The following is a 13784-nucleotide window of genomic DNA, read 5'->3' as shown; positions in this document are numbered from 1 at the left end:
GCGATCGTCTACATCTCGCATCACCTGCGGGAAGTGCTGGAGCTGGCCGATCGGGTGACCGTTCTGCGGAACGGCCGCAGCGTCGTGAGCCGTCCGATGGCCGGTGTCACCGCGCCGGACCTGGTGCGGGCGATGGTGGGGCGGGATCTGGCCCAGGAGTACCCGCCGCTGCCGGAGCGGGCGCGGGGCGAGGAGATGCTCAGGGTCACGGGGCTGCGGGTCAGCGGGGTTCGAGGGGCCGCTGTCGTTCTCGGTGCGGGCGGGGGAGGTGGTGGGGTTCGCCGGGCTGGTGGGGGCGGGCCGTACCGAGGCGATGCGGGCGATCTTCGGCGCCGACAGCGCCCTATCCGGAAATATCGAGCTTCACGGGCGGAACGTACGAATCCGCCACCCCAAGGATGCCGTGCGGCACGGCATCAGCCTGCTCACCGAGGACCGCAAGTCACAGGGCCTCGTCCTGGACCTGCCCATCAGCGCCAACGTCACCCTGGCCAAGCTGCGCGGCGCCCTTCTCTCCTTCAAGCGGGAACGCGCTCTCGCCCAGCAGCTGGGCGGCCGCCTGCACCTGCGCTCGGCCGGCGTCTCCCAGCACGTGCGCACGCTGTCCGGCGGCAACCAGCAGAAGGTCGTCCTGGCCAAATGGCTCAACGCCGGATCCGACGTGCTCATCGTGGACGAACCCACCCGAGGCATCGACGTAGGCGCCAAGTACGAGATCCACGAACTCCTGCTCGGCCTGGCCGCGGAGGGCAAAGCCCTGCTCGTCGTCTCCTCCGACCTGCCCGAGCTGATGGGCATCTGCGACCGCATCCTCGTCTTCTCCCGCGGCAAGATCGCCGGAGAGGTGGCCAGAGCCGACTTCGACGCCGAGCGCATCCTCACGCTGGCCTACTCGGGCTACCTCAAGAACGGTGAAAAACCATGATCAGACGGCTCGTCCTCGGCGAGGCGGGCATCGGTGTCGCCCTGGTGGTGCTCGCGGGATTCTTCGTCCTCGCCGCCCCGAACTTCGCCACCGAGCAGAACCTCCGCAACATCATGACCCAGATCACGCTGAACACCGTGCTGGCCGTCGGCATGACGTTCGTGATTCTGGTGGGCGGCATCGACCTGTCGGTGGGCTCGTCGATGGCGCTGTGCGCCGTCGTGTCCGGCACCATGATGGCCGGATCGTCCTCCCCTATGACCCTGATCGGCGCGATCCTGGTCAGCGTGCTCGTCGGCGGAGTCGTCGGCTGGCTGAACGGCTTCATCTCCGAACAGTGGCGGGTCCCGTCGTTCATCGTGACCCTGGCCATGCTCAACATCGCCCGCGGCGCGGCCGAGCGCTACACCGACGCCGCCACCATCTACAACCTCCCCACCGCCCTGAACGACTTCGGCACCCTCACCCTGATCGGCATCCCCGCCGTGTTCTGGGTGGCGGTACTGCTGGCAGGGGCCGGCTGGTTCGTCCTGTCCAGGACGGTCTTCGGCCGCCTCATCTACGCGACGGGCAACAACGAGGAAGCGGTACGCCTGTCCGGCCACAAGACGTCCCGCATCAAGATCGCCGCCTTCGTGATCGCCGGCTTCACCGTGGGCATCGCGGCGATCCTGTACATGGCCCGCCTCAACATCGCCAGCCCCATCCTCGGCCAGGGCTACGAACTCAACGCGATCGCGGCGGTCGTGATCGGCGGCGCTTCACTGATGGGCGGCCGCGGCTCGATGGTCGGCACCTTCCTGGGCGCCTGCCTGCTGGGTGTTCTCACCAACGGGCTGTTGCTGATGGGGGTGTCCGACTTCGAACGCCAGATCATCACGGGGCTGGTCATCCTGGTGGCCGTGGTCCTGGACGCCTACCGACTGAGGCTGGCCCGCAAACTCGCCGTCACCCAACCCGCCCAGCCCGCCACCCCGGTGACGCCCTGACCCTCGCAAAGGCTCCTCTGCCTGATCAACCAGGCAGAGGAGAGGATCTGCTGCCTGTCTTGTCACCACATCGCGACCAGTCTGTCCGGGTAGACGTGGACACGATCTGCCCCGTACCGGTCGATGGGAGCGGAGGTGAAAGCGCTGTGGAGCGGGCTGACGCCGAGCGTCACCTTGTTGATCGTCGGGTCGACACCGATCTGAACGATCAGAGGACCCTCGCGGCGACGGCGCCAGAAGTCCTCCTCGGAAGCGCATTCCCCGGAATCCCAGAGTGCTTGCCAGCGAGCCTCCTCGTCGTCGCTGATGGTCTCCTGCAGGTGTCGTAGTTCCCGCAGGGTGTAGCGCTGTGCGATCACTTTGAGGTACCGAGGATGGGAGAGGGAGCGGCGGAGCCGCGCGACCACCGCGGCGCCGTCACCGACGACACCGAGGCACATGGTCACGCCGCCCTCCGGCGCTGTGGTGATGTCCCACCAGATGCCTCCCAGCAGGTCGGGGTGATCGTCACCCCAGCGTGAAAGCTTGGTCATGTCCGGTTCCAGAAGGGCCTGTTGCCGCATTACGGTGCCGGGCCGCTCCTCCGGAACGGGTGGTGATCCATCATCACTCATCCTCTTCTCATACCTCTTCCGGAGCGATCTGGGATCTCCTGCGCTTTGTCCAGGGTCGATCAGACGCTTCGCCGGTTGTGGTGGGCAGCACCTTGCCTTTAGGCGAGGCGCAGGGCCAGGGCGGGGCACATGCCTACTGCTCGTTTGGCCTCCTTCAGCATCCATTCCGGCACTGGCCGGAAGCTTGGGTAGCCGAAATCGTCAAGCTCCACGAACTCGGGGAGTAGGTGGGCGCACAGGCCGTGGCCCTGGCAGCGGGTCCAGTCGACGTCCAGCCTGTACTCCGGCTCCGCCACCGCCTCGGGCAGCGGGAGGACGCCTCTCACCGGGCGGCCGCAGCCTCCTCCGTCCTGGTGGGCCGCGATGTCGTCGGCGAACACGTCCAGTGCCGACAGGATGAAGCGCGCCGTCCCGTCCGGGTGGAAGCAGGCGCCGCGTCTCTCGATCGCGCGTACGGCCCGCCGTACCGCATCGGGAGACCCCGACCCGCCCGCCAGCGAGCCCAGCGCCCGAGCCACGTCCGGCAGCCCGAGCCGGCACGGACCGCACTGTCCCGACGACTGCGCCGACAGGTACGAGGCGACCCGCGCGGCCTCCCCGAGCGGGCAGGTGGCGGTGCCGATGGGCACCACGATCCCGGCCCCGAGTTCTCCTCCGGCCAGTTTCATCCCCTCGCGGGAGATGGTGGCGACCGCGGCGGCCGCGGGATCTAACCAGGCGCCGTGGTAGCCGCCCACGAGCACGCCGTCGCCGGGTTCCGCGTCGCACAGGTCCAGCACGGTCGCGAGCGGCATGCCCGCCGCCACCTCGACGACCGACTCGGACGCGGCACCGCCGCTCACGGTGAGCAGCAGGGTGCCGGGTTCGCGGGAGGTCCCGGCGTCGGCGTAGCCCTCGGTGCCGAGCTCGGCCAGTACGGCGACCTGCGCGAACGTCTCGGCGTTGGACAGCAGTGTCGGCAGCCCGTTGACGCCGGAGTTGCTGGCCCGCTTCTTGCGTCCCGGCGGCATCGCTTCGAGCCCGTTGACCCCGCGCACCAGCGCGCCGCCCTCGCCGGACACGAACCGCTCGGGCAGCCCGACGACGCGGATGCGCAGGTGGCTCTCCTCGGCGCCGGCGACGGCGGCGGCCTTGCGTTCGGCCACCGCCGCCGCCATGGACCCTTCGGCCACCTCGCCCTCGACGGTGGCGATCACCACCTCGCGGGCGTGGAGCGCCTCGGCGGCGAGCACCGCGCCGTCGAGTACCAGGTGCGGGGTGCGCACGAGGAGCATGGCGTCCTTGGAGCTGGCCGGCTCGCCCTCGACGGCGTTGACCAGCACCACGCTCTCGCGCGCGCCGGCCGCCTCGGCGACGGCGCGCATCTTGCGGGCGAACGGGAAGGCCGCCCCGCCCCGCCCTCTCAGGTCGACCTCCTCGACCTGGGCGAGGAGGTTCTCCAGGTCACGCGGGGCGGGTGTGCCGTGGACGGTGCGGTGGGCGGGCAGGTCGAGCCGCCGGCAGTGGTCGAGGCCGGCGGTGATCCTGGCGGGGCCGAGCCGCTGAACACGCGGCACCCTGTGCGGAATCATCGGTGGGACTCCTTTCTCAGCCCGCCGCCCGGAACTTCCGGCGAGCGGCGTCGAGGCTGACGGGCGCCTCGGTGACCTGGGGTTCGGTGCGCGTCTGCGGCACCGCTTCCGGCGTCTCCACCGGTTCTGGTACGGCCGGCGGCCGCACCATCGTGGCCACGACCCGTACCAGCAGGGCAGCGCCCACGGCCGCGAGGCAGGCCACGTACGACCAGCTCACCCACGCCGAGGGAGCCCGTCCGGCGGTCAGCCCGTGCAGGACGGCGACCGGCCACGCGAGGTACGCGCAGGCGTGCAGCGAGCGCCAGATCCAGGGCTGGGGCGAGCCGGCGAACATGCCGCGCAGCAGCCCGCTGGTGGCGGAGATGACGAGGAGCCCGGCCGCCACCGCGCCCAGGACCGGCGGCCGTTCGATCTTCAGCGCCACGTGCGTGGCCAGTGCCGCCATCCCGGCCATGGCCATGATCCGGTGGGCGAACTGCGCGTACACGCGATGGCGGGCGGACAGGAAGACCCGTTCGGTGGCGATGAGGCCGAGGGCCACGGTCGCGGTCAGCGTCACCAGAGCGATCACGCCTACGTAGAAATCGAGGAAGCCCAGCAGTTCCAGCCCGCGCGGCGATCTGGCCAGCGCGTAGCCGGACAGCAGTAGTGCGGTGATCCCGGCGGTGAGGCCGAGGCGGACCGGTCGCGTGTCCAGTTTGGACGGCGCGTGCCGGGGATTTCGTCGGTGGAGCATGCGTTCCTCCCAGGGTCGGTTGAGGGTGCGACTCGGGGGAGCGCCGCCGCCGGGCGCTAGCAGCGGCGCCCGCGGTTGATGCAGTTGACGGCGAAGGCCATCAGCCGGTCCGGCATCACGTTGGCGAAGTCGGCGTGGTCGGTGACCGGGTTGTGCTTCTGTTCGGGGAAGGCGTCAAGGGCGTAGGAGGCGCCCTGTGGGACGGTGTAGGTCAGGACCATCCGCAGCTGGGGTACGGCCCGGGTGCCCTGGGGACATCCGCCCTGGCCGGGGAAGACCACGTGGGTGCGGTGGTTGGCGCTGTCGGTGTTCTGGCCGTCCCAGCAGCTGGGGAAGTCCAGGACGCGGACGACCTGGCTGAAGCGCGGACACAGCGGATACTTGGTGGTGATCCGGTTGGTGAAGCCGGTGCAGGTCCACTGGGCTCGGGCGTTGGCGCCGCCGTTCGTGGCGGCCTTGGCGTCACCGGTGATCAGCCTGAGGAACCTCGGCATGGCGACCACCCGGCTGTTGGACGCCGCGCGGAACTGCAGGGTGACCGAGCGGGGCCGCAGCACGCGGCCGACGTTTCCGTCCGGGTCGCTGACGTTGTCGTCGACCTTGCGGTCTCGGAGCACCGGCCAGAAATATGTGGATTTGTCGCCCAGGCGGCAGGTGGTGCCGGCGGCGGCGAGGCTCTGGTCGGTGGAGAAGGCGTCCGTGGACAGGTTGCCCACGTAGTCGTGCAGGTGGTGGGCGCCGTTGCGGACACCCGGCGCGACGATGAAGTTGTCGGGGTTGTTGTGGCCGTTGCCGTTGGTGCCACAGGCGGACACGAACGAGCCCCTGGCCTGCAGGAGGTTGCCGCGCGCGTTCGGCCGCACGCGCCTGATGTCGATGAAGTCCTCCACGAACGGGCCCAGGTCGGCGCAGTTCTCCTCGGCGTTGTCACTGTCGCTGGGGGAGGGCGACGGCTCCTGGCTCGGGTCCTGCGACGGGTCCTGACCGGGATCCTGCGACGGGTCCTGGGAGGGGTCTTGGCTGGGGTTCTGGCTGGGGTTCTGTGACGGGGTGCGCGTGGGCGCCCTGCTGGGCTCCCGCGATCGGGTACGGCTGTCCGCCCGCTCGGGATCCGGCGACAGGGCCGGGGGAGCGATCCCGCCACCCGAGCCGAAGTCGTCCTGCTGGTCACCTTGCCGGTTCTGGTCGCTCTGCCGGTCGTCCTGCTGGTCGCCCTGCCGGTTCTGGTCGCTCTGCTGGTTGTCCTGAGGGTTCTGGTCGCCTTGAGGGTTGTTGTCCTGCTGGTTCTGGTCGTCCGGGTTCTGCTGGTCGGCCTGGCGGTTCTGGGACTGCTGGCGGCCCTGCTCGGCCGGATCGCAGTGGTCGGCTCGCGCGGGGACCACGCCGATGACGGCCGCGGACACCAGCCCGCCGGCCACCAGGGCCAGTGCGGACACGGCCGCGGCCACGGGTTTGGATCTGCTCATCGCATCTCTCCTTGGGTTAGCGCGGTGCCGGGGGTTCGGGCAGGTCGGAGTAGTTGACCAGGCCGATCGACTCCAGCAGCGTCATGTGTCTGAGCACCGCGGCGTTCGCCTTGGCGGCGAACTTCCTGACCTCGTCGTTGCGCGTTCCCGCCCGGACGGCCGCCACGACCGAGAAGACCTTCCCGTGCGCCTGGCGCAGCAGGTTGGTGTACTCGCGGTCGTAGTCGGCGGCCGAGGCGGCGGAGATCTGCGCCATCCAGGTCTGCTGGTCGGCCGAGGCGGTGCTGGGCAGCGCGACGTCGAGCTCCGCTGCCACGGCCCTGACCTCGACGTCGAGCTTGAGGTGGTCTTCGATGATGTGCCCGGCGACCTCCTTCAGCCGGGCGCTCTGGCCGCGTTGCTGGGCCTGCTGGCTGGTGGGGATCTCCCAGAGCCCGGCCTGCCGTACCTTGATCAGAAGATCGCGGTCGGCCGGCCCGAGCGGGCCCGAGTCCGTCATCGTCCAGCCCGCCTGCGCTGTCGTGCTGCCGGGAGGCAGCACCAGCAGGACCGTCACCACGGCCGCCACGGCGAACGAGCCGAGCATGAAGAACTCTCCCGCCCCCAAACGGCGGCGAAACCTACGCATGGTCGGGGATACGCGGGTTTGCGGGGGCCGGTTCACCTATTGAGGCGAGATAGTCAGAAATGACTGGAGTTATCGGAGTGACTACCGAAGTGGTAACGAAGGTGTAAAGATGTGGGCCGTGCTAGCTCACTTCGACGGTACAGACGCCGACGAGGAGCATCGCATCTTGGTGCTCTACCAGGAGTTTCGCGGCCCGCTCCTGCGCCACGTGCGCAAGGCGACCGGAAACGACCTGCAATGGGCGGAGGACGTCGTCCAGGAGACGATCGTCCGCGCCTGGCGGAACTCGGCGAGACTGCAATGGGAACCCAGCCTCATCTGGGCGTGGCTGCTGACGGTGGCCCGCCGTATCGTGATCGACGGGCGCCGCCGCCGCAGCGCCCGGCCGCAGGAGGTAGAACCCCCGGAGGTGGATACCGTCGCTGTGCCCGACGCCTCCGATCGCGCGCTGTCGGCGATCGTCGTCGCCGACGCGCTCCGCGCTCTGTCGGACGAACACCGCGAAGTCATTGAACAGACCTACCTACGGGATCGTACGATAAGTGAAGCGGCGGAGATTCTGGGGATCCCGCCCGGCACTGTCAAGTCCCGTCTCTACTACGGGATCAGGGCACTGCGTGAACTTCTGCGTGAGAAGGGGGCAGCTGGCTGATGCACCACGAGGTGGCGGCTTATGTCCTCGGTGTCCTGGACGAAGAGGAGCATGAGGCGTTCGAGCGCCACCTCGACGCGTGCCAAGACTGTCAGGTGCAGCTCAGGGAGCTGAGTGAGGTTCCCGAGCTGCTCGACGAACTGAAGCATTCCCCCACCGCCTCGGAAGACTCACATTGACGTAGGGGTTCCTTTTGAGGTGGTATCGGTACGGCCGGTAGAAGTTGGGGGAGGTGCCCGGTGGGGTTCAACGCTGATCCCCCGGACAGGCGGTTCGGCGAAGAGGGCGGGCAGCTGTCCTACGGTGGCTATTTGCGCCTGACGGAGCTGCTCGCACAGCAGCAACCCCAATCGCAGGCCCCGGACGAGCTGCTGTTCATCACCGTGCACCAGGTCTACGAGCTGTGGTTCAAGCTGCTCCTGCACGAGCTGGAGGCGGCCCGCTCGGCCATGTTCAACGGCGAGCTGTGGCAGGCCCGGCACGTCTTCCAGCGCGTGCACGCCGTCGAACGCGTGCTCGTCGAGCAGGTCCAGGTCCTGGAGACGATGACGCCCCAGGACTTCCTGGAGTTCCGTTCCAAGCTGTCACCGGCCAGCGGATTCCAGTCGGTGCAGTTTCGCGAGCTGGAGTTCCTTTCCGGCGCCAAGGACGCCCGCTATCTCGCCCGCCTCAGGGACGCCAGCGAGGAAGAACTCGCCAGGCTCCGCAGGCGGCTCATCGAGCCCACGCTGTGGGATGCTTATCTCACCGCCCTCTCCCAGCGTGATCTGCCGGTCTCCGACGACGAGATCATGGATTCGCTGCTGGCCGTGGCGAGGGACCGCCGGTCGCACGACGACCTGTGGCAACTGGCCGAAGACCTGCTGACCCATGACGAGACCGCTCAGCTGTGGCGGATGCGGCACGTCCAGATGGTCGAGCGCCAGATCGGCACCAAGTCCGGCACCGGTGGCTCGACCGGCGCGCCCTACCTGCGAGGCAGGACGCGCCTGCACTACTTCCCCTTGCTGTGGGAACTGAGAGCCTGGCTATGACCAGCCAGGCGATGTTTGGCAAACCCTCACAAAGGAGTGAGAGCGAGATGCCGCTCGACGAGGCCAAGGATGAGCTGCTCCAGCGAGCCGCCCAGAGATGCGCCGCCGGAAACGACCATGTGACCCCCGAGGAGGCGCTGGCCTTCCTGCGCGTCTACTACCGGCATGTCGCCCCGGAGGACCTGCTCGACCGCAACCCCATTGACGTGTACGGCCCGGCGATGTCGCACAAGCAGCTGGCCGAGGTGCGACCGCAGGGCAGGGCGGTGGTCAGGGCGTTCACCCCCACCTTGGAGGACAACGGCTGGGACCCCGGCCATTCGGTGGTCGAGGTCGTCACCGACGACATGCCGTTCCTCGTGGACTCGGTGACGATGGAGCTGGACCGCCTCGACATCGGCATCCATCTGGTCGTCCACCCGCAGATGCGGGTACGCCGCGACATGACGGGCAAGATGCTCGGCCGCGGCCAGGAGGACGTGACCGGTCAGATGCTGGTCGAGTCGTGGATCCACATCGAGGTCGACCGGCAGGCCGACCCCGAGGTGCTCAAGCGGCTCGAAGCCGACATCCTTCGCGTGCTGTCGGACGTGCGCCACGCCGTCGAGGACTTCGCCAAGATGCGGGCCCTCGCCGTGCAGACCGCGGAGGACCTCACGCTCAATCCGCCGCCGCTGGAGCCCGCCGAGGTCGAGGACAGCCTCGACCTCCTGCGCTGGCTGGCCGACGGGCACTTCACCTTCCTCGGCTACCGCGAGTACCGCCTGGAGGAGACCGAGGAGGGCGACGCGCTGCGCTCGCTGCCCGGCGCCGCGCTCGGCATCCTGCGCGACGACCGGGTCGGCTCAGAGAGCTTCTCCACCCTGCCGGCCGAGGTACGCGCCAAGGCCCGCGAGAAGCAGCTGCTCATCATCACCAAGGCCAACTCGCGGGCGACCGTCCACCGGGCCGCCTACCTCGACTACATCGGGGTCAAGCTCTTCTCGCCCGACGGCGAGGTCGTGGGCGAGCGCCGCTTCCTCGGCCTGTTCACGCACGTGGCGTACAACGAGTCGATCTCCCGCATCCCGGTGCTGCGCCGCAAGCTCGCCGAGGTGCTGGACCAGGCGGGCCTCGCCGCCGACAGCCACGACGGCAAGGATCTCATCGAGATCCTGGAGACCTTCCCGCGCGACGAGCTGTTCCAGACCTCGGTCGAGCAGCTGGTCCCGATCGCGATGGGCGTGCTGCGGCTGCGCGAGCGCAAGCAGGTCAGGCTGTTCCTGCGGCGCGACGACTACGGCCGCTACATCTCCTGCCTCATCTACCTGCCGCGCGACCGCTACACCACCAAGGTCCGGCTCAAGATGCAGGAGCTCCTGCTCAAGGCCCTCGGCGGCAGCACGCTCGACTACAGCGCGATGATCGGCGAGTCCGCGCTGGCCCGCCTGCACCTGGTGGTTCGTGGTGAACGCGGCAAGCAGCTTCCGCCTCCGGGCGTCGATGTCGAGGAGCTGGAGTCGCGGCTGGCCGCGATCACCCGCTCCTGGGAGGACGACCTGGCGACCGCCCTGTCCGAGATGACCTCGGAGGAGGAGGCCCCCGGGCTCATCCGGCGCTACCAGTCGGCCTTCCCCGAGGGGTACAAGGCCGACTTCCCGCCGAAGATGGCCGTGGTCGACCTGCGCCGGCTGGAGCAGCTCGTCGGCGCGCCCGACGGCGAGGTCGGCATCAACCTCTACGAGCCCTACGACGCCGCGGAGGGCGAGCGCCGGCTCAAGATCTACAAGGTCGGCACCCCGATCTCCCTGTCCAAGGTGCTCCCGCTCATCCAGCGCCTCGGCGTCGAGGTGGTCGACGAGCGGCCGTACGAGGTCGACAGGGACAACGACCCGGCCACCAAGAACGCCTGGATCTACGACTTCGGGCTGCACTACACGCCTTCGCCCGAAGTCGACCGCAACGACTTCAAGCGCCTGTTCCAGGACGCGCTCGGCGCGCTGTGGAAGGGCGAGATCCAGGCCGACAACTTCAACGCGCTCGTGCTGTCGGCGGGGCTCACCTGGGAACAGGTCGAGATCCTGCGCGTCTACGCCAAGTACCTGCGCCAGGCCGGCACCACCTTCAGCCAGCGCTACATGGAACGCGTCCTCGGCGGCAACGTACGGCTGGCCAGGCTGCTGGTGCGCCTGTTCGAGGCCAGGCTCGACCCGCGGCGCGCCGACGACGTCCGCGCCGACCTGGTCGAGGCGCTCACCGAGGAGATCCTGGGCGCGCTGGACGAGGTGGCCTCGCTCGACGAGGACCGCATCCTGCGGGCCTACCTGGAGATGATCCAGGCCACCCTGCGCACGAACTACTTCCAGAGCGGGGCCGACGGGCAGCGCAAGGCGTACATCGCGCTGAAGTTCGACCCGCTGGCGATCAGCGTGCTCCCGCTGCCCCGGCCGAAGTACGAGATCTTCGTCTACTCGCCGCGGGTCGAGGGCGTGCACCTGCGCTTCGGCAAGGTCGCGCGCGGTGGCCTGCGCTGGTCGGACCGGATGGAGGACTTCAGGACCGAGATCCTCGGCCTGGTCAAGGCGCAGATGGTGAAGAACACCGTCATCGTGCCCACGGGCTCCAAGGGCGGATTCGTGGTCAAGCGCCCACCGGCCGGCGGCGGCAGGGAGGAGCTGATGGCCGAGGGCATCGACTGCTACCGCACCTTCATCTCCGGCCTGCTCGACGTCACCGACAACCTGGTGGACGGCAAGGTCGTGCCGCCGCCGGACACCGTCAGGCACGACGGCGACGACACCTACCTGGTCGTCGCCGCCGACAAGGGCACCGCGACGTTCTCCGACATCGCCAACAGCGTCGCCAAGGAGTACGGATTTTGGCTCGGCGACGCGTTCGCCTCAGGCGGGTCCGTCGGCTACGACCACAAGGCCATGGGCATCACGGCGCGCGGCGCCTGGGAGTCGGTGAAGTACCACTTCCGCACCACCGGCGTGGACATCCAGCACACCGACTTCACCGTGGCCGGCATCGGCGACATGTCCGGTGACGTCTTCGGCAACGGCATGCTGCTGTCCCAGCACATCCGGCTCCTGGCCGCCTTCGACCACCGGCACATCTTCATCGACCCCGACCCCGACGCGGATCGCTCGTTCGCCGAGCGGCGCCGGTTGTTCGAGCTGCCGCGCAGCTCCTGGGCCGACTACGACGCCGAGCTGATCTCGGCCGGCGGCGGCGTGTTCCCGCGCACCGCCAAGTCCGTCCAGATCTCGCCGCAGATCCGCCAGGCGCTGGGAATCGCCGAGGGCATCACGTCGATGGCGCCCAACGACCTGATCAGCGCCATCCTCAAGGCCCCGGTCGACCTGCTGTGGAACGGCGGCATCGGCACCTACGTCAAGGCCTCCACCGAGTCCAACGCCGACGTCGGCGACAAGGCCAACGACGGGCTGCGGGTCAACGCCGCCGAGCTGCGATGCAAGGTCATCGGCGAGGGCGGCAACCTGGGCTTCACCCAGCTGGCCCGCATCGAGTTCGCGCTCAACGGCGGCCTGGTCAACACCGACTTCATCGACAACTCCGCCGGCGTCGACACCTCCGACCACGAGGTCAACATCAAGATCCTGCTCGACCAGGTCGTACGCGACGGCGAGCTGACCGACAAGCAGCGCAACCAGGTCTTCACCTCGATGACCGACGAGGTCGCCAACCTGGTCCTGCGCGACAACTACAACCAGAACGTGGTCCTGGCCGCCGCCCGCGCCCAGGGCCCCGAGATGCTCCACATCCACGCCCGCTACCTGCGCAAGCTGGAACGCGACGGGCTGGTCAACCGCGAGCTGGAGTTCCTGCCCTCGGACAAGCAGCTGGCCGAACGCCGCCAGGCCAGGCTCGGCCTGACCGCGCCGGAGTTCTCGGTCCTGCTCGCCTACACCAAGCTCGTGGTCGACGCCCAACTGCTCGGCTCCGACCTGCCCGACGACCCCGCGCTGGCCTCGTGGCTGGTGTCGTACTTCCCGTCGGCGCTGCGCGAGCGCTTCCGCTCGTACATGGACGCCCACCCGCTGCGCCGCGAGATCATCACCACCTGCGTGGTGAACGAGCTGGTCAACTCGGCCGGAACCACGTTCATGTTCCGCCTGGGCGAGGAGACCGGCGCCTCCACGCCGGACATCGTGCGCGCCTGGCTGGTCACCCGCGAGGTCTTCGACCTGGCCAGCTTCTTCCGCGCGGTGGAGTCGCTCGACAACAAGGCCGACACCTCCACGCAGATCGCCATGCTCCTGGAGGCGCGCAAGCTCGCCGAGCGCGGCACCCGGTGGCTGCTCAACAACCGCCGCCCGCCGATGGACCTGTCCGGTTCGGTGAACTTCTTCGTCAAGGGCGTCAACGGGCTCCTCTCGCACATCCCCAAGCTGCTCACCGGCCCCGACCTGGCCGCGTTCGAGGAGCGCCGCGACGCGTTCGTGGCCCGTGGGGTGCCGATGGAGCTGGCCGAGCGATCGGCCGCGATGGTGCCCGCCTACTCCACGTTCGACCTGGTCGAGGTCAGCTCGCTGACGGACCGGCCGGTCAACGAGGTGGCCGAGGTCTACTTCGACCTCGCCGACCGCCTGCAGCTCGCCCAGCTGCGCGAACGCGTCATCGCGCTGCCCCGGGACAACCGGTGGAACGCCATGGCCCGCTCCGCGCTGCGCGACGACCTGTACGCGGCCCACGCCTCCCTCACCCGCGACGTCCTGGCCCACACGGCGCCGGGCGCGTCACCGGAGGAGCGGCTGGCCCGGTGGTCGGAGTCCAACTCGGCGGCGGTCGGACGGGCCCGCCAGACGCTGTCGGAGATCTGGGAGAGCGACAACTTCGACCTCGCCACGCTGTCGGTCGCGCTGCGCGCCATCCGCACGCTGGTCTCGGCCAGCAACCTGCCGCACACGGAGTGAACCTCACGGTCCCGGGCCCCGCGCGGGCCCGGGACCGGCCAGCGGTACGGCGTCGCGGCGCGTCGCCACGTCCGACGTGAGAAGCGCCCGACGATCGGCGGCCACCCACGACGGCGGGAGGCGCCTGCTTGGCTTGCCGTAACGGATGGAGGGGGTTAGTCACTGATCTCCCTAGCGGGAGGCCCGTTCCGGGCTGAAAATCGGGGTGGTTGCCCGCCGACGTCGTGCCACTATGGTCCGCTTTGAG

The 13784-nt window shown here is 69.1% G+C and carries 12 protein-coding genes; 6 read left to right on the top strand and 6 right to left on the bottom strand.

From position 1 onward, the window contains the following. Positions 1–20: 20 nt before the first annotated feature. Complete coding sequence (locus ACIBHY_RS37905; RefSeq protein WP_397309238.1) at positions 21–209, bottom strand: hypothetical protein; 189 nt, start codon at positions 207–209, stop codon at positions 21–23. Positions 210–253: 44 nt separating this feature from the next. Between ACIBHY_RS37905 and ACIBHY_RS37900 the strand changes: the two genes are divergently transcribed. Both ACIBHY_RS37900 and ACIBHY_RS37895 read left to right on the top strand, forming a co-directional pair. Further along, a complete protein-coding gene (locus ACIBHY_RS37900; protein ID WP_397309237.1) occupies positions 254–925 on the top strand; it encodes an ATP-binding cassette domain-containing protein in 672 nt (223 codons plus the stop codon). Beyond that, positions 922–1914, top strand: coding sequence for an ABC transporter permease (locus tag ACIBHY_RS37895; protein ID WP_397252061.1), 993 nt, complete (start codon positions 922–924; stop codon positions 1912–1914). Before ACIBHY_RS37900 ends, ACIBHY_RS37895 begins: the two co-directional genes overlap by 4 nt. A gap of 62 nt (positions 1915–1976) precedes the next feature. On the opposite strand, the gene ACIBHY_RS37890 is transcribed toward ACIBHY_RS37895, so the two are convergent. The 5 genes from ACIBHY_RS37890 to ACIBHY_RS37870 form a co-directional block, all read right to left on the bottom strand. Then, entirely contained in the window at positions 1977–2528 is a 552-nt protein-coding gene (locus ACIBHY_RS37890) for a hypothetical protein (protein WP_397309236.1), read from the bottom strand. 98 nt (positions 2529–2626) lie between these two features. Continuing rightward, positions 2627–4099: an NADH-ubiquinone oxidoreductase-F iron-sulfur binding region domain-containing protein gene (locus ACIBHY_RS37885; protein ID WP_397252059.1), complete on the bottom strand. Its 1473-nt coding sequence runs from the start codon at positions 4097–4099 to the stop codon at positions 2627–2629. A 16-nt stretch (positions 4100–4115) separates the two neighbouring features. After that, entirely contained in the window at positions 4116–4838 is a 723-nt protein-coding gene (locus ACIBHY_RS37880) for a hypothetical protein (RefSeq protein ID WP_397252058.1), read from the bottom strand. Positions 4839–4894: 56 nt separating this feature from the next. Beyond that, positions 4895–6304, bottom strand: coding sequence for a DUF1996 domain-containing protein (locus ACIBHY_RS37875; protein ID WP_397309235.1), 1410 nt, complete (start codon positions 6302–6304; stop codon positions 4895–4897). A gap of 16 nt (positions 6305–6320) precedes the next feature. Beyond that, complete coding sequence (locus ACIBHY_RS37870) at positions 6321–6932, bottom strand: DUF4142 domain-containing protein (protein ID WP_397093965.1); 612 nt, start codon at positions 6930–6932, stop codon at positions 6321–6323. Positions 6933–7041: 109 nt separating this feature from the next. On the opposite strand from ACIBHY_RS37870, the gene ACIBHY_RS37865 reads away from it, so the two are divergent. Genes ACIBHY_RS37865 through ACIBHY_RS37850 form a run of 4 tightly spaced genes read left to right on the top strand, consistent with a single transcriptional unit; the run spans position 7042 to position 13537 of the window. Next, a complete protein-coding gene (locus tag ACIBHY_RS37865) occupies positions 7042–7584 on the top strand; it encodes a sigma-70 family RNA polymerase sigma factor (RefSeq protein ID WP_184957689.1) in 543 nt (180 codons plus the stop codon). Beyond that, the gene (locus tag ACIBHY_RS37860) at positions 7584–7763 is read left to right on the top strand and encodes a zf-HC2 domain-containing protein (RefSeq protein ID WP_184957688.1); all 180 of its coding nucleotides are present in this window, start codon (positions 7584–7586) and stop codon (positions 7761–7763) included. The genes ACIBHY_RS37865 and ACIBHY_RS37860 overlap by 1 nt, the downstream gene beginning before the upstream one ends. 60 nt (positions 7764–7823) lie before the next feature. After that, the gene (locus tag ACIBHY_RS37855; protein ID WP_397252056.1) at positions 7824–8618 is read left to right on the top strand and encodes a tryptophan 2,3-dioxygenase; all 795 of its coding nucleotides are present in this window, start codon (positions 7824–7826) and stop codon (positions 8616–8618) included. A 47-nt stretch (positions 8619–8665) separates the two neighbouring features. Next, positions 8666–13537: an NAD-glutamate dehydrogenase gene (locus ACIBHY_RS37850; RefSeq protein WP_397309234.1), complete on the top strand. Its 4872-nt coding sequence runs from the start codon at positions 8666–8668 to the stop codon at positions 13535–13537. Positions 13538–13784 lie beyond the last annotated feature (247 nt).

The organism is Nonomuraea sp. NPDC050547 (assembly GCF_044457345.1).
Lineage (GTDB): Bacteria > Actinomycetota > Actinomycetes > Streptosporangiales > Streptosporangiaceae > Nonomuraea.
The sequence above is the reverse complement of the archived record's forward strand: the minus strand, read 5'-3'. Positions and strand labels throughout refer to the sequence as shown.

Coding starts and splice junctions, on each gene's coding strand:
- ACIBHY_RS37890 (WP_397309236.1), bottom strand. CDS start 2,528: ATGAGTGATGATGGATCACCACCCGTTCCGGAGGAGCGGCCCGGCACC.
- ACIBHY_RS37875 (WP_397309235.1), bottom strand. CDS start 6,304: ATGAGCAGATCCAAACCCGTGGCCGCGGCCGTGTCCGCACTGGCCCTG.
- ACIBHY_RS37885 (WP_397252059.1), bottom strand. CDS start 4,099: ATGATTCCGCACAGGGTGCCGCGTGTTCAGCGGCTCGGCCCCGCCAGG.
- ACIBHY_RS37880 (WP_397252058.1), bottom strand. CDS start 4,838: ATGCTCCACCGACGAAATCCCCGGCACGCGCCGTCCAAACTGGACACG.
- ACIBHY_RS37865 (WP_184957689.1), top strand. CDS start 7,042: ATGTGGGCCGTGCTAGCTCACTTCGACGGTACAGACGCCGACGAGGAG.
- ACIBHY_RS37895 (WP_397252061.1), top strand. CDS start 922: ATGATCAGACGGCTCGTCCTCGGCGAGGCGGGCATCGGTGTCGCCCTG.
- ACIBHY_RS37870 (WP_397093965.1), bottom strand. CDS start 6,932: ATGCGTAGGTTTCGCCGCCGTTTGGGGGCGGGAGAGTTCTTCATGCTC.
- ACIBHY_RS37860 (WP_184957688.1), top strand. CDS start 7,584: ATGCACCACGAGGTGGCGGCTTATGTCCTCGGTGTCCTGGACGAAGAG.
- ACIBHY_RS37850 (WP_397309234.1), top strand. CDS start 8,666: ATGCCGCTCGACGAGGCCAAGGATGAGCTGCTCCAGCGAGCCGCCCAG.